Source organism: Pseudomonas sp. H2_A10 (assembly GCF_054680085.1).
This window is the reverse complement of record NZ_CP162821.1, coordinates 354,203-368,876: the sequence shown is the minus strand read 5'-3', so window position 1 is coordinate 368,876 and position 14,674 is coordinate 354,203. Positions and strand designations below refer to the sequence as shown.

Here is a 14,674-nt window from a genome sequence, read left to right as displayed (position 1 = left end):
GTTGCGGGTACTGGTAATCAAGACCTCATCCCTGGGCGACGTGATCCATGCGTTGCCGGCACTCACCGACGCGGCGCGGGCGATCCCCGGCATTCAATTCGATTGGGTGGTGGAAGAGGGCTTTGCCGAGATCCCCACCTGGCACCCGGCGGTAGACAAGGTTATCAAGGTGGCGATTCGCCGCTGGCGCAAGAACCTCTGGCAAACCATCAAGAGCGGTGAATGGCGGCGCTTCAAGCAGCAAGTCCAGTCGACCAAATACGACCTGGTGATCGACGCCCAAGGCCTGCTCAAGAGCGCCTGGCTGACCCGTTATGTGCGTGCGCCGGTGGCCGGTTTCGACAAAAGCTCCGCCCGTGAACCGCTCGCCGCGCGCTTCTACTCGCGACGCCTGGCGGTGGCCCGTGGGCAGCATGCGGTGGAGCGTTTGCGCCAGTTGTTCGCCGTAGCGCTGGGTTATGACTTGCCCAAAGGCTTGGGCGACTACGGCTTGAGCGTCGACAAACTGCTCGGCCTGCCGCCGAAAAAGCCGTTTGTGCTGCTGTTGCACGGCACCACCTGGGACACCAAGCACTGGCCCGAAGCCTACTGGCGTGAGCTTGCCGAACGCATGGGGCGCCTGGGCGTGGACGTGAAGCTGCCATGGGGCAACGCCGCCGAAAAGGCCCGCGCCGAACGCCTGGCCCAAGGCCTGGGCAACGCCGAAGTACTGCCCAAGTTGAACCTGGCCGGGGTGGCCCGCGTGCTGGCCGGCGCCCGCGCCTGTGTGGCGGTGGACACTGGCCTCGGCCATTTGGCCGCCGCACTGGATGTGCCGACCATTTCTTTGTTCGGCCCCACCAACCCCGGCCTCACCGGCGCCTATGGCAAGGGCCAGATTCACTTGGCCAGCGACTGGCCGTGCGCGCCCTGCCTGCAAAAGCTATGTACCTATCAACCGACGGCCGACGACCTGCGTCGGTTCGACATCAAGCGCGAGTCGCCCCTGTGCTTTACGCGCTTGAACCCTGAGCGTGTGGCCAGCCGACTGAGCACGTTGTTATTGGCTGAGGAGCTGCACTGATGCAACTGGCGTTTGTTCTGTACAAGTATTTCCCGTTCGGCGGCCTGCAGCGGGACTTCATGCGCATCGCCCTGGAGTGCCAGCAGCGCGGCCATCAGATTCGTGTGTATACGCTGATCTGGGAAGGCGACATTCCACCCGGCTTCGAAGTGCTGGTGGCGCCGGTCAAGGCGTTCTTCAACCATCGGCGCAACGAGAAACTCAGCGCCTGGATGGCGGCCGACCTGGCCAAGCGCCCGGTGGATCGACTGATCGGCTTCAACAAAATGCCCGGCCTCGACGTGTACTACGCCGCCGATGGCTGCTTTGAAGACAAGGCGCAAAACCTGCGCCATTCGCTGTACCGCTATTTTGGCCGCTACAAACACTTTGCCGACTACGAACGCGCGGTGTTCGCCAAAGACGCCAAGACCGAAGTCCTGATGATTTCCGAGGTGCAGCAGCCGCTGTTCATCAAGCATTACGACACCCCGCTGGAACGCTTCCACCTGCTGCCGCCGGGTATCGCCCAGGACCGTCGCGCGCCGCCGGATGCGGCGCACATTCGCGAAGGTTTCCGTAAGGAATTCAACCTGGCGGATGACGACCTGCTGCTGGTGCAGATCGGCTCGGGCTTCAAGACCAAGGGGGTCGACCGCAGCCTCAAAGCCGTGGCTGCGTTGCCGGCGCAATTGAAGAAACGTACGCGCCTGTTTGTAATTGGCCAGGACGACCCCAAAGTATTCCAATTGCAGAGCGCCACGTTGGGCTTGGGCGATAACGTGCAGTTCCTCAAGGGGCGCAGCGATATCCCGCGTTTCCTGCTGGGCGCCGACCTGTTGATCCACCCGGCGTACAACGAAAACACCGGCACCGTCTTGCTCGAAGCCCTGGTGGCCGGGTTGCCGGTGCTGGTCTCGGCGGTGTGTGGTTATGCCCACTACATCAGTGAGGCCGACAGCGGCCTGGTGCTGGATGAGCCCTTCGAACAAACCCAGCTCAACGGCTACCTGACGCGCATGTTGAGTGATTCTGCACAGCGCGCGGCCTGGGGCCGCAACGGGTTGGCCTTCGCCGAGACGGCCGACCTCTACAGCATGCCGCAGCACGCGGCGGATGTGATCCTGGCGGAGCCAAAACGATGAAGTTGATGCTTGCCGAACCGTTCAAGACCCTCTGGGCCGGGCGTGATGCGTTCGTCGCCGTCGAGGCGCTGGAAGGCGAGGTCTACCGTGAGCTTGAAGCGCGTCGCACCCTGCGCACGGTGGTCGATGGCCGTGGCTATTTCGTGAAGATCCACCGCGGCATCGGCTGGGGCGAGATCGTCAAGAACCTGGTCACCGCCAAGCTTCCGGTGCTGGGCGCGGGCCAGGAATGGCTGGCGATCCAGCGCTTGCAGCAACTGGGCGTGCCGACCATGACCGCCGTGGCCTACGGCGAGCGCGGCAGCAACCCGGCCGACCAGCACTCGTTCATCATCACCGAGGAGCTGGCGCCCACCGTCAGCCTGGAAGACTTCAGCATCGATTGGCTCAAGCAGCCGCCCGAGCCGCGTCTCAAGCGCGCGCTGATCGCCGAAGTGGCGCGCATGACCGGCATGATGCATCGCGGTGGGGTCAACCACCGTGACTGTTACATCTGCCACTTCCTGCTGCACACCGACACGCCGGTGACCGCCGATCACTTCAGGCTCTCGGTGATCGACCTGCACCGCGCCCAGACCCGCGACAAGATCAGCCATCGCTGGCGTGACAAGGACCTGGCCGCGCTGTACTTCTCGGCGCTGGACATCGGCCTGACGCGCCGCGACAAACTGCGCTTCCTCAAGGGTTACTTCCAGCAGCCGCTGCGCCAGATCCTCGCCGAAGAGGCCGCGTTGCTGCAGTGGCTGCAGGGCAAGGCCGACAAGCTCTACGCGCGTAAGCAGCGATACGGGGATGCGCTCTGATGGCGGGTTGGAACCTGGAACCTGCCTATGCCGCCCTGGCGGACGACTTTGGAAGCCTCGAAGCGGTGTTCGCGCTGCAGGGCGAGCGGCTAACACGCGACCCGTTGTCGGAAGTGATCCGGGTGCAGCGTGACGGAGTCAATTACTACGTCAAGCGCTACGTCGGCGCCGGCAAGGGCTTGCGTCGCTACCTGGGCAAGCCGCGGGTCAAGTCCGAATGGCAGAACCTCAAACGCTTCGCCAAGTGGGGCATTCCCACCGCCGACGTGGTGGCCTGGGGCTTGGAGCGCAACGGCCTGGCCTACGATCGCGGCGCGATGATCACCCGTGAATTGCCGAAAACAGAAGACCTCTCCGCCCTGGCCGATCGCAAAGATACGCGCCTGCGCGACCCCAAGTGGGTGAGCGTGATCAGCCGCCAGCTCGCCGAATATACGCGCACGATGCACGATCACCGCTTCACTCATAACGACTTGAAGTGGCGCAACCTGTTGGTCGACGACCAGCAGACCCTGTACCTGATCGATTGCCCCAACGGCGATTTCTGGCGTGGTTTCTGGCTTAAGTACCGCATTACCAAAGACCTGGCGTGCCTGGACAAGGTGGCCAAATATCACCTGTCGGCTACCCAGCGCTTGCGTTTCTACATGCAGTACCGTGGGTGTCGGCGACTGACCGAGTCTGACAAGCGGCGTATTCGCCACGTAGTGAAGTTTTTCGAGGGGCGCGAATGAGTGATTTCCTGGCGGCTGAAGACCGTGCCTTGCTGGAGCGCAATGGCCTGGCGACGTTCGACGCGTTGTGGGCCAAGCAGTTGGACGCGGTTGACGAGCCCAATACCAGTGGCGGCGGCTGGAGCAGCGTATTTCGGCTGGAACTCGACGGCCACGCTTATTACCTCAAGCGCCAAAGCAATTACCTCACTCGCAGCCTTCGCAAGCCGTTGGGTGAGCCGAGTTTCTCTCGTGAGTTTCGCAATATCAGCCGTTACCGCACGCTGGGTATCCCGGCGTTGCAGGCGGCGTTCTATGGCGAGCGAAAAGTGGCGGGTGAGTACCGCGCGATGTTATTGACCCGGGCCCTGGATGGCTGGAATGACCTTGATTCGCTGCTCGAGCAATGGCCGTCGCTGAGCGAGGCCCAGCACCGCGCCATTCTGCTGGCCTCGCGGCAAGCTTGCGCGTCAGTTGCACGGCGTCGGTCAGGTGCACGGCTGTTTCTATCCCAAGCATATTTTCCTGCAGGCCACCGGTGACGGTTACGCCGCGCAGTTGATCGACCTGGAGAAAACCCGCCCGCTGTTGTTCGGCTGGCGTGACCGGGTCAAGGACCTGGAGCCGTTGTTGCGCCGCGCGCCGCAGTGGTCGGATGCGCAGGTGCGCCAACTGCTGGCGGCCTATGCCGACCAGCCGCAAGACAGCGCGCTGGTCGCCACCTGGCTGCAACGCCTGACGACGCGGCGTAGCCACAAGGAGAACCGCTGATGCGCCTGTCCGAGCTGAAAAACGCCGGCCGCACACCGAGCCTGCCCCTGACCCTCGACCTGGCGGATGCCGCAGGCCCCGGCCAACTGCAACTGCTGAGCCTGGTGCGCGTAATGCCTGGCGAGCGTTATGTGGGCGCAGCGGTGTGGCGCGGGCGCCCGGTGCTGGCCAAGTTGTTGGTGGGCAGCAAGGCTGCGCGGCACTTTCAGCGTGAACTCAGCGGCGTGCGCCTGTTGGCCGAGCAAGGCCTGACCACGCCTTTGCTGTTGGCCGATGGGTTGCAGGAGGGCGAAGGGGGCTGGCTGCTGTTCGAGTTTATCGAAGGCGCCGAAAGCTTGGCCGACGCCTGGCACGCTGTCGAAAGCCTGCCGCCATTGGCTGACGAGCAAACCGCCGTGCTTGCCCAGGCGTTAGGTGCGATTGCGCACATGCACACGCAAGGCTTGTGGCAGGAAGATCTGCACCTGGACAACCTGCTGCGTCAGCGCGACAAGCTGTACTTGATCGACGGTGCCGGTATCCGTGTCGAAGAGGCGGGCAAGCCGCTGTCGCGTCACCGAGTGCTGGAAAACCTCGGCGTGTTTTTCGCCCAGCTGCCCAAAAACCTCGAGCCGTTTACCGAAGAGTTGCTGGTGTACTACCTGCTCGGCAATGGCGAACATGCTTTGCCGCTGCAAGCGCTGGAGAAACAGGTGCGCAAGGTCAGCGCCTGGCGCTTGAAGGACTTTTTGAACAAGGTCGGCCGCGAATGCACGCTGTTCAGCGTGGCTCGCGGCGCATTTGGCTTGCGCGCGATTCGGCGTGAAGAAGAGCCTGCGATGCTGCCGGTACTGGAGCAGGCCGATGCGCTGCTCGACAACGGCCACATGTACAAGACCGGCGGCGCCGCCAGCGTGGCCAAGGTCGAAGTGGACGGTCGCGCGCTGGTGATCAAGCGCTACAACATCAAGGGCTTCGCTCATTGGCTCAAGCGCTTCTGGCGCCCGAGCCGCGCCTGGCATTCATGGCGCGAAGGCAACCGCCTGGCGTTCCTCGGCATCGCTACGCCAACGCCGTTGGCCGTGCTGGAAAAGCGTTTTTTCTGGCTGCGCAGCCGTGCTTACCTGATCACCGAATACCTGCCGGGGCCGGACATCATCGAGCGCTTCGCGCCCTACGTCGAACACGGCGACGCGCCGGAAAACGAATTGCTGGCGCTGGATCACCTGTTTGCCGAACTGATCCGCGAGCGCATCAGCCATGGCGACTTCAAGGGCCATAACCTGTTCTGGCATGAAGGCCGCTGGGCGCTGATCGACCTCGATGCCATGTGCCAGCACCACTCGGCCGCCAGCTTCGCGCCGGCGTTTGCCCGGGACCGCGCGCGGTTCATGCGGAACTGGCCGCGGGAGAGTGCGTTGTATCAGTTGATCGATCAGCGGTTACCCAGGGAGGTCGACGCCCCTGGTCGTTAAGCGGAACAGGACGTTTCCCACGCCAATTGGCGCATCCAGGCTCTGAACAACGGGTTTCGTGGTGCTAGATTTCCGCTCCCTTTTGATTATAAAGAAGAGCGGGTCATGCGCACTAAAATTGTCGGGTTATGGGTATTGGGGTGGGCATCCTTGGTTGTGAGTGGCTGCGGTACGGTGACCACGGCATTGCGCGAAGACGCCGTCACCGTCCAGGCGCTCAAGGCGAAAAAAACCTATTGCGAGTCTGTCCCACGTATCTACAGCGGTGTGGCCTACAACCTGTGTGTATTGCATGGGCCGCCGAATTCGCGAGCGGGGTTCACATTGAATAGCGTTCCCTGGGCTTTCATCGATGTGCCCCTCTCGGGTGTCATGGACACGCTCATCCTGCCCTATACGATCTACCGGCAAAGTGCCGACGGCAGCATTGAGCTTCGCTAGCCCTTTGTCGCTAACTGCTTTTCAACGCTTTTACGCTATAATCCCGCCCTTTAGCTGTTTCTCGCCCAGGCGGGATGCACACTTTTTTCAGGCGCAACCCGCCTGCATGCTGACCAAAAAGAGGCTAGACCCCTGTGGCATTGACGATTCTTGGCCTGTCCGGCGCCCTTAGCCATGATCCTTCCGCAGCCCTGTATATCGACGGCAAGCTGATCGCGGCCGCCGAAGAAGAGCGCTTCGTGCGCGACAAACATGCAAAGAACCGCATGCCCTACGAGTCGGCGAAGTTCTGCCTGGAGCAGGCCGGCATCAAACCTTGCGACGTTGACGTGGTGGCCATTCCGTTCGCCCCGATCAGCCTGTTCGGCGAGGCGCGCTGGCACTACGCCAAGCGTTACTGGTACGCCCCTGACCGTGCGCTCGACGCGATCCTGATGGGCAACCGTCGCTACAAGCGCTACCGCAACAAGATCGTCTGGTGCCTGGAGCAACTGGGTTTCGATCCGAAGAAAATCAAGATCGAACCGGTTGAACACCACCTGGCCCACGCTTCCAGCGCCTACCACTGCTCGGGTTTCCAGGAAAAAACCGCGATCCTCGGTATCGACGGTAAAGGTGAGTACGCAACCACGTTCTTCGGCTACGGCGAGAACGGCAAGATCCACAAGATCAAGGAATTCTACGACCCTGATTCCCTCGGTGGCCTGTATGGCGCGATCACCGAGTTTCTCGGTTTCGAGATGCTCGACGGCGAGTTCAAGGTCATGGGCATGGCGCCGTACGGCGATGCCAGCAAATACGATTTCTCGCGCCTGGCCTCCTTTGAAAACGGCGAATTGGTGATCAACACCGACTACGCCAACGTCATCGGCCTGCGCCGCTATAAAGAGAAGGGCAAGGGTTTCTACTTTTCGCCAAAACTGATCGAGTGGCTGGGCCCGAAACGCGAAGGCGACATCGCCGACGAGCCTTACATCCACTACGCCGCGAGCATGCAAGCGCTGTTCGAGAAGCTGGCCTTGCAGATGATCGACCACTACTTGGGCGACATCCTCAAGGACACCGGCAAGCTGGCCTTCGCCGGCGGCTGCGCGCTGAACGTCAAGCTGAACCAGAAGATCATCGCCCGCGACGACGTCAAGGAACTGTTCGTGCAGCCGGCGTCCGGCGATGCCGGCACCGCTGTCGGTGCGGCCGCCTACGTGTCCCACGCCCGTGGTGTGCCGGTGGAGAAGATGGAACACGTCTATCTCGGCCCGTCCTACAGCAACGAGGAGGTGATCGCCGCGTGCGCCAGGCACGAGAGCAAGCCGAACTGGCGCAAGATCGAAAATATGCCCCAGCGCATCGCCAAGATCATGGTCGACGGCAACCCGGTGGCCTGGTTCCAGGGCCGCATGGAGTTTGGCCCGCGCGCGTTGGGCGGTCGCTCGATCATCGGTTGCCCGAGCGCGACCGGCGTAGCGGATCGCATCAACCACCAGATCAAGTTCCGCGAGCGCTGGAGGCCTTTCTGCCCGTCGATGCTCGACACCGTCGCCCCGCAGATGATCAAGGTCGATCACCCGGCGCCGTTCATGACCTTCACCTTTGAAGTCGCCGAAGAATGGAAGGCCCGTGTGCCGGAAGTGGTCCATGAAGATGGCACCTCCCGCGCCCAGGTGCTCAAGCGCGAATACAACCCGCGTTACTACGACATGATGAAAGAGCTCGAAGTACTGACCGGCAACGGCGTGTCGCTGAACACCTCGCTCAACCGTCGTGGCGAAGCGATGATCTGCTCGCCGAAAGACGCGCTGGACATGTTCTTCGGCTCTGACCTGCAATACCTGATCATGGAAGACATCCTGGTCGTCAAAGACGGCGTGGATCCTTATGACGCGCTCGGCTGACCGCCACGTCCTGCAGTTTTGCCACGGTTACGATGGGCCGTTCCTGGACTGCGCACGGCAATACGCCAGTTTGTTCGCAGGCACAGGCTACAAGGTGACCACGGTGTTTCTCACCGGGGTCGCCGACCCGCAAGTGGCCGCCGGTTGCGCGTCCGATGAGGTGTTGTTCATGGAGTTCAGCTCCAAGGCCATTCGTGGTTTGAAGCTGGGCGCCATCCGTGAGCTGCGCAAAATCGCTGCGTCGCGCAACTTCAGTTTTTGTATTGCGCATCGCTTCAAGCCGATCTACATCGCCTTGCTCGGTACGCGGCTGCCGGTGATCGGTGTGCATCACGCCTTTGGGGATTACCTGCGTGGCAGCCGCAAGCTGTTTGCCGGGTTTTTCCGCAAGCGCCTGAGCCTGCTCGGGGTTTCCGACGCGGTGCGTGACGACATGCGCCGCTGTCTGCCGGCCTGGCCTGCGGCGCGTATCCAGACCTTGTATAACCGCATTGATGTCGACGCGTTGCAGGCCATTCAGGTGCCTGTGGACGAGGCGCGCGACGCCTTGGGCGTGTCGCCGGACGAATGGGTAGTCGGCAATGTCGGCCGCCTGCACCCGGACAAGGACCAGGCCACGCTGCTCAAGGGCTTTGCCCTTGCGCTGCCGCACTTACCGGCGCAAAGCCGCCTGGCGATCCTCGGTACCGGGCGGCTGGAGCAAGACCTGAAAAGCCAGGCCCGCGAACTGGGTATTGCCGACAACGTGCTGTTCCTCGGCCAGGTGCCGGATGCGCGCCGCTATTTTCGCGCGTTCGATGTGTTTGCCCTGAGTTCCGATCACGAACCGTTCGGCATGGTGTTGCTCGAAGCCATGGCGGCCGGCGTGCCGTTGCTGGCCACGGCGTGTGGCGGTGCGCGGGAAGTGGTCGAAGGCGTGGGTATCCTGTTTCCCTTCGGCGACGCCGAACACCTCGCCCAGGGGCTGCGGCACCTGGCGGCAATGGATCACCACCAGCGACGGCAGTGCGCCGAGATGATGCTGGAGCGTCTGCGCACGCATTTCTCGGATCAGGCGGTACGCGATACCTTCTGGCAACTGCCGCATGTTATTGAACTGACTGCGGGGGCTTGATGCTCAATCGATTCCAAGGTTGGCGCGAGCGCGGCTGGTCCGTCGTCGACGCACCTGCCTACAGCGACGCCTGGCAACGCTTTGGCGGCAGCGTCGCCACCCATCCGCAGGTGATCGAACGCCTGGCCGGGTTGGCCGATATCCCGGTGCGCTACCTGGCCTGGGAACAGGGCGGTGAGTTGCAGGCGTGTATCGCCACCTGGGGGCGCGACCTGGCGTTGTCCAAAGATGTGCTCAAGCAAAAGGGCAAGAAAGGCCTGTTTGACCTGGGCAATGCCGAGTTGATCCTGCCGGCCGCCGCTAACGCCCAGGCGCCGTTGCGTCATCGCGCACGTTACCTGTCGACCTTGAACGAAGGCCGTTTCAGCGGTCTCAAGTTGCAGGCCGAGCAGTTGGCCATGGCGCGAACCCCGGAAGAGCTGTCGAAGAAGTTTCGCTACAACCAGCGCCGCGAACTGCGCCTGCTGGAGGAGGCCGGGGGAGTGGTGCGACCGGTGAGTGAGTTTTCCAGTCGGGAGCTGGCGGCGATCTACTGCGATTTGTTCCTGCGTCGCTGGGGCTTTGTCGCCACGGGCGCCGAGCGCATGGCCGAGGTGATCGAGCTGCTGCGTGAATGGCTGATCGGCTCGGTGATCTTCCTCAACGAGGCGCCCATCGCCGTCCAGTTGGTGTACCGGGTCGAGTCGCCCGAGTGGATCAGCGTGGAATACGTCAACGGCGGTGTTGACCCGCAAACTCGCGCGTTCAGCCCGGGTAGCGTGTTGAGCTTCCTCAACACCCAAAGCGCCTGGGAACAGGCGCGCGAACTCGGCAAGCCGCTGCGTTTTTCCTTTGGGCGTGCCGACCGCGAATACAAGGACCGTTGGTGCAACCCCGTGCCGGTATTCAGCGTATGAGTGAGTCCGCGAGCCGTAAACAGGCGCTGCTCAAGCGCCATCGTCGTAATAAACGCATAAGCCTGTTGGTCGGCTTGCTGCTGTTGGTCTGCATCGGTGTGATGGTGGCCTGGTGGCTGCCGCTGCTGTTGGCGGTCGTGGGGTGGGTGGCCCATGAAGCCTGGTTTGCCGACCACCTGTTTTACTCGCCCAGCGACGACTATCAGTATCAGTTCGAGTCGCCGGATGAGCAGCCGCCAGTCAGCTTGGAAAATGGCCGGCTGGTGCTGGGCCAGGCGCTGGAGCTGTCGGGCGATGAGACGCTGGTCCTGGCGCTGCGCCTCAAGAGTGGTTGGTTGGGCCGCTTTATCGACCCCTGTATTGAATTGCCCGGGGGCGATCGTCAGGTCTTCGAGCGCGGCGTCGATGGGCTGCGCTACCTGAACCTCACCGGCCAGACGCAAGCCTTGATCGAGGGGCGGCTTGTGTTGCGCGGTCGCTTCTGTCGCGTGTTGGGCGCGCCGGTGCTGTCTGTATTCCGTCAGCCCGATGTGTGCCGGCAACGCATCATGGTCATTGCGCCCCATGCCGATGATGCCGAGCTTGCGGCTTTTGGCCTGTACAGCCAGGCCACGCAGCCGTGGATTGTGACGTTGACGGCCGGCGAGATCGAAGCCGGGCACTACCAGCAAATGGGCCTGAGCAAGCCTGACGCCGCACGGCTCAAAGGGCGTTTGCGAGCCTGGGACAGTATTGCCGTGCCGCGCTGGGCCGGGGTGGCACAGGAAAATTGCGTGCAGTTGGGGTATTTCTGCCTGCAACTGGCGGCGATGAAGGCTGAGCCTGACCGCGCAGTGGCTTCCCGAGAAGCCGATTTGAGTGATATCCGCCTATTTCGCCAGTTCAATCCGTTCCCGTTGCCTGCGGACGCCGATGGCTTACCGACCTGGAACAACCTGGTGGCGGACCTGCGGGCGCTGCTGCTGAAGGCGCGGCCTGAGGTCATCGTGCTGCCTCATCCGGTGCTCGATCCGCACCCCGATCATATCTGCGCCCAGCAAGCCGTGCTGGAGGCCTTGCAGGGGCTGGCATGGCAGCCGGACACATTGCTCGGCTACGCCAACCACCTGCATGACAATGACCGCTGGCCGATGGGGGATTCAGGGGCCAGTGTCGCTTTGCCACCCTGCTTTGATCCAACGTACACTTTGCGACCTTATTGCCTGTCGTTATCCGCGCAGCGCCAGTGTGACAAGGCGATGTCGCTTGGCATGATGCATGACCTGCAACCAAGGATGCCGTTCAAGCGGCGGGTGCGGCGGCTGATTCAACGCGTATTGGCTGCACGGGCGGTCTCGCCCTGGGGCGAGAACGAATTTTTCCGCAAGGCCATTCGGCGCCATGAACTTTTTTGGGTCATCAAGCACAAGTAACGTATGCCACGTACCTGGGGCGCAGAGCGCTCCATTAAAAAATGACAGTGAGTCTCCTTGTGATCAAACAGTGCCCTCGCATTCTGTTCCTCATCCCTTACTTTGGCCGTTGGCCGTTCTGGATGCCCTTTTTTCTCGAAAGCTGCCGGCATAACGCCGATATTGACTGGCTGCTGTTCAGCGATTGCCCGGTTCCGAATAACGTGCCTGACAACGTCAGGATTGAAAGCATTACGTTTGCCGATTATTGCGCGTTGGTTTCACAGCGGTTGAATATCAAGTTTGCGCCTCAGCAGGCTTACAAGTTGTGTGACATCAAGCCTGCGCTGGGGCATATCCATGCTGATCGCCTCACGGGTTATGACTTCTGGGCGTTTGGTGACCTGGATTTGATCTATGGCAACCTGCGCCGGTATTTCACCGCCGAGCGCCTGGCTGGTTTTGACCTGTTCTCGACACATGAGCGACGGGTCGCCGGCCATTTGTGCCTGATGCGTAACACCGCCAGAAAGCGCGAAGTGTTTATGCAGATGAAGGATTGGGAAGCGCGCTTCACTGATCAGGAGCATCATGCGCTGGATGAAGGGGCCTTCAGTAGGATCTTTCTGTGGCGTAAGAACTTTCCGAAGCCGTTGTTCGAGCTGGTGGGTAAGTTCAACCCCTGGCGCCGTCGCAGTGATTTCACCGAGGCGTACAGTACGCCCGGTGGTGTGATCAAGTGGCATGACGGCACTGACCGCTTCCCGCACCAATGGTTTTGGAAGAAGGGTCGCTTGACCAATGACCGGGATGGCGACCGGGAATTTCCGTATTTTCATTTCGTCTGTTGGAAGCGTAATCAGTGGTCGTCGCTGCCGCCGCCAAGCGCCGAGCACGTCGAGGCGCTGGTCGCCGAGATGTCCTGGGTCGTTGATGCCGAAGGTTTCCATCGAGGAGAGTTATGAGCCGGCGTTTCAAAGTCCTGCAATTGCAGCCGGACTACAATGTTAAATCCCATGATTTTGCCGACCTGGCCGAACAGATCGTCAAAGCGCTGCCCGCTGACCGCTACGAAGTCACCGCAGCGTTCCTGCGGGGCCGACCGGGGCCTGGCGAGCCGACAAGCCGCGCTGCGACCTCCGTCTACTTCGAGTTTCCCGATAAGGCTCTCAAGGGCATGAGATTGCGCGCCATGTGGCGGCTTTATCAGTTTTGTCGCAAGGAAAAGTTTGACGTGGTGGTGTGCAACCGCTTCAAGCCCGTCAACATGATGTTGCAGCTCAATCGGTGGCTGAAGATCCCGTTGTGCATCGGCATTTCCCATGGTTTTGGTGAGTATGACCGTCTCTACCGGCGCAAACAGGCGCAGCGCCTGATCGATGAACACTGGCGTTTCGTGGGTGTATCGCCGGCGGTCAAGCAGTACCTGCTGGATTGCCAGTGCGGGTTTACCGACCGCAACACCTACGCCATTACCAATGCGATCGATATCGAGCAGGCCGAAGCCTTGCAGCATTCGCGTGAAGCCGCGCGCGAGTTGTTGGGCATTGACCCGGCGGTACGCTTGATCGGTGCCTTGGGGCGCCTGGTGCCCGTCAAGGGCCATACCTATTTGTTGCAGGCGTTCGCCGCCCTGAAAGACAAGTACCCGACCGCGCAACTCGCCATCATTGGCGCCGGGCGCGAGGCGTCCAGCCTGGCCGCGCAAATCCAGAGCCTTGGCCTGGATGGTCGCGTGCATTTGCTGGGGTTCAAGGAGAATGCGCTGCAATACGTGCGCGCCTTTGATATCTGGGCAATGCCTTCGCTGGCGGAGGGCCTGGGGCTCGCGCTGCTGGAGGGCATGAGTGGGCGCCTGCCGGTGATCGCCTCGAGCGTACCGGCCATGCTTCCACTGATTGAAGGGGCGGGCGGCCTGGCGGTGGAGCCGGCCAACGTGCCTGAATTGACCCAGGCACTCGACACTTACCTGGCGCTGTCCGATGAAGCGCTCGCGCAGAAAGGCGAGCAGGCCTACCGGTACCTGCAGGCGCAACACGATATCGAGGTGTTCCGCCAGGAGTACCTGGCATTGATCGACTCAGGATTGGCTCAAGCACGCAGGAACGACATATGAATCAGAGTCAGGCCTTGGTCACAGTGATCATCGCGTCTTACAACCATGGGCCCTACATTGAGGACAGCATCCTCAGTGCCTTGAACCAGACGTATCCCAACATCGAACTATTGGTGATTGATGATGGCTCGACAGACGACAGCGTCGAACGCATCCGCCGCCTGCAGGAGCGCTACACGTTCGATTTTCGCGTCCAGCAGAATCAGGGGCTGACCAATACGCTCAACGGTGCTATTGCGCGGGCCAAGGGGACGCTGATCGTGCCGTTCGGTTCGGACGACATCATGTTGCCCGAGCGTATCGCGATACAGGTTGCGTATATGGATGGCAAGCCTGAGGTGGGAATCTGCGCGGGCAACATCGAGCTGATCGATTCCAATGGCGAGCTTTTCCCGGAAAAACGCCAGCGTCGTGATGTGCCGTTCCGGCGCCTGGACTTCGACGATATGTTCCTGGAGCGTAAACCTTACCCGCCGGCGCCCACGCTGATGATCCGGCGCGAGGCGCTGGAAAAGGTCGGTGGGTTTGACCCTGAGATTCGTCTGGAAGACTTGTTGATCGAGTTGAAAATTACCCGTGCCGGGTACTTTATCGACGGTTTGAACGTGCTCATGGCCCGGTACCGTAAACACGCTACCAACTCGTACAAGAATCATCGATTCATGGTCGACAACATCCTGCGTTCCTACGCGTTGTTCAGTGATCATCCGCAGTACGACGAGGTGCGTTACAAGTTCCTCAGTTCCATGTTCCTCAAGACCTCCAACCGTAATCGGGCGTTGGCTCGTGAGCTGCTGGCACAGATTCCTTTCCGTGCCTGGAACAAGAAGACCTGGCGTGGCCTGGCCCGTCTGTATTTTTCGCCGCTGGAAAAAGACTGAACCCGGCGCCGCTAC

General features: G+C 61.4%; 13 protein-coding genes and 1 pseudogene. All 14 read left to right on the top strand.

Annotation, left to right across the window (positions count from 1 at the left end):
• Window position 1: 1 nt before the first annotated feature.
• Window positions 2-1,063: a lipopolysaccharide heptosyltransferase I gene (waaC, locus tag AB4O23_RS01735; protein WP_017526474.1), complete on the top strand. Its 1,062-nt coding sequence runs from the start codon at window positions 2-4 to the stop codon at window positions 1,061-1,063.
• Window positions 1,063-2,187 (top strand): glycosyltransferase family 4 protein, encoded by a 1,125-nt coding sequence (locus tag AB4O23_RS01730; RefSeq protein WP_017526473.1) that lies wholly within the window; start codon window positions 1,063-1,065, stop codon window positions 2,185-2,187. Before waaC ends, AB4O23_RS01730 begins: the two co-directional genes overlap by 1 nt.
• Window positions 2,184-2,990: a lipopolysaccharide core heptose(I) kinase RfaP gene (rfaP, locus tag AB4O23_RS01725; protein ID WP_137220162.1), complete on the top strand. Its 807-nt coding sequence runs from the start codon at window positions 2,184-2,186 to the stop codon at window positions 2,988-2,990. Before AB4O23_RS01730 ends, rfaP begins: the two co-directional genes overlap by 4 nt.
• Window positions 2,990-3,724: a lipopolysaccharide kinase InaA family protein gene (locus AB4O23_RS01720; protein WP_017526471.1), complete on the top strand. Its 735-nt coding sequence runs from the start codon at window positions 2,990-2,992 to the stop codon at window positions 3,722-3,724. Before rfaP ends, AB4O23_RS01720 begins: the two co-directional genes overlap by 1 nt.
• Window positions 3,721-4,474, top strand: a pseudogene (locus tag AB4O23_RS01715) (lipopolysaccharide kinase InaA family protein). Before AB4O23_RS01720 ends, AB4O23_RS01715 begins: the two are co-directional and overlap by 4 nt.
• Window positions 4,474-5,928 carry a lipopolysaccharide kinase InaA family protein gene (locus AB4O23_RS01710; protein WP_065879463.1) on the top strand — a complete coding sequence of 485 codons (1,455 nt, stop codon included), beginning with the start codon at window positions 4,474-4,476 and terminating at the stop codon, window positions 5,926-5,928. Before AB4O23_RS01715 ends, AB4O23_RS01710 begins: the two are co-directional and overlap by 1 nt.
• A 105-nt stretch (window positions 5,929-6,033) precedes the next feature.
• Complete coding sequence (locus AB4O23_RS01705; RefSeq protein ID WP_065879462.1) at window positions 6,034-6,369, top strand: YceK/YidQ family lipoprotein; 336 nt, start codon at window positions 6,034-6,036, stop codon at window positions 6,367-6,369.
• Window positions 6,370-6,503: 134 nt separating this feature from the next.
• Window positions 6,504-8,261 (top strand): carbamoyltransferase family protein, encoded by a 1,758-nt coding sequence (locus AB4O23_RS01700; protein WP_017526467.1) that lies wholly within the window; start codon window positions 6,504-6,506, stop codon window positions 8,259-8,261.
• Window positions 8,245-9,375: a glycosyltransferase gene (locus AB4O23_RS01695; RefSeq protein ID WP_116078998.1), complete on the top strand. Its 1,131-nt coding sequence runs from the start codon at window positions 8,245-8,247 to the stop codon at window positions 9,373-9,375. Before AB4O23_RS01700 ends, AB4O23_RS01695 begins: the two co-directional genes overlap by 17 nt.
• Window positions 9,375-10,271 carry an antimicrobial resistance protein Mig-14 gene (locus AB4O23_RS01690; protein WP_017526465.1) on the top strand — a complete coding sequence of 299 codons (897 nt, stop codon included), beginning with the start codon at window positions 9,375-9,377 and terminating at the stop codon, window positions 10,269-10,271. The genes AB4O23_RS01695 and AB4O23_RS01690 overlap by 1 nt, the downstream gene beginning before the upstream one ends.
• Window positions 10,268-11,683, top strand: a complete 1,416-nt coding sequence (locus AB4O23_RS01685; RefSeq protein ID WP_065879460.1) for a PIG-L deacetylase family protein — start codon at window positions 10,268-10,270, stop codon at window positions 11,681-11,683. Before AB4O23_RS01690 ends, AB4O23_RS01685 begins: the two co-directional genes overlap by 4 nt.
• A gap of 59 nt (window positions 11,684-11,742) precedes the next feature.
• Window positions 11,743-12,627, top strand: coding sequence for a DUF6625 family protein (locus AB4O23_RS01680; RefSeq protein ID WP_460070212.1), 885 nt, complete (start codon window positions 11,743-11,745; stop codon window positions 12,625-12,627).
• Window positions 12,624-13,778, top strand: a complete 1,155-nt coding sequence (locus AB4O23_RS01675; RefSeq protein ID WP_017526462.1) for a glycosyltransferase family 4 protein — start codon at window positions 12,624-12,626, stop codon at window positions 13,776-13,778. The genes AB4O23_RS01680 and AB4O23_RS01675 overlap by 4 nt, the downstream gene beginning before the upstream one ends.
• Window positions 13,775-14,659 (top strand): glycosyltransferase, encoded by an 885-nt coding sequence (locus AB4O23_RS01670; protein WP_017526461.1) that lies wholly within the window; start codon window positions 13,775-13,777, stop codon window positions 14,657-14,659. The genes AB4O23_RS01675 and AB4O23_RS01670 overlap by 4 nt, the downstream gene beginning before the upstream one ends.
• The last annotated feature ends 15 nt before the right edge of the window (window positions 14,660-14,674 follow it).

Excerpts from the sequence above, each read along its gene's own strand:
- AB4O23_RS01695 (WP_116078998.1), top strand. The coding sequence starts at position 8,245 with ATGACGCGCTCGGCTGACCGCCACGTCCTGCAGTTTTGCCACGGTTAC.
- AB4O23_RS01685 (WP_065879460.1), top strand. The coding sequence starts at position 10,268 with ATGAGTGAGTCCGCGAGCCGTAAACAGGCGCTGCTCAAGCGCCATCGT.
- AB4O23_RS01705 (WP_065879462.1), top strand. The coding sequence starts at position 6,034 with ATGCGCACTAAAATTGTCGGGTTATGGGTATTGGGGTGGGCATCCTTG.
- AB4O23_RS01675 (WP_017526462.1), top strand. The coding sequence starts at position 12,624 with ATGAGCCGGCGTTTCAAAGTCCTGCAATTGCAGCCGGACTACAATGTT.
- AB4O23_RS01730 (WP_017526473.1), top strand. The coding sequence starts at position 1,063 with ATGCAACTGGCGTTTGTTCTGTACAAGTATTTCCCGTTCGGCGGCCTG.
- rfaP (WP_137220162.1), top strand. The coding sequence starts at position 2,184 with ATGAAGTTGATGCTTGCCGAACCGTTCAAGACCCTCTGGGCCGGGCGT.
- AB4O23_RS01690 (WP_017526465.1), top strand. The coding sequence starts at position 9,375 with ATGCTCAATCGATTCCAAGGTTGGCGCGAGCGCGGCTGGTCCGTCGTC.
- AB4O23_RS01720 (WP_017526471.1), top strand. The coding sequence starts at position 2,990 with ATGGCGGGTTGGAACCTGGAACCTGCCTATGCCGCCCTGGCGGACGAC.
- AB4O23_RS01670 (WP_017526461.1), top strand. The coding sequence starts at position 13,775 with ATGAATCAGAGTCAGGCCTTGGTCACAGTGATCATCGCGTCTTACAAC.
- AB4O23_RS01710 (WP_065879463.1), top strand. The coding sequence starts at position 4,474 with ATGCGCCTGTCCGAGCTGAAAAACGCCGGCCGCACACCGAGCCTGCCC.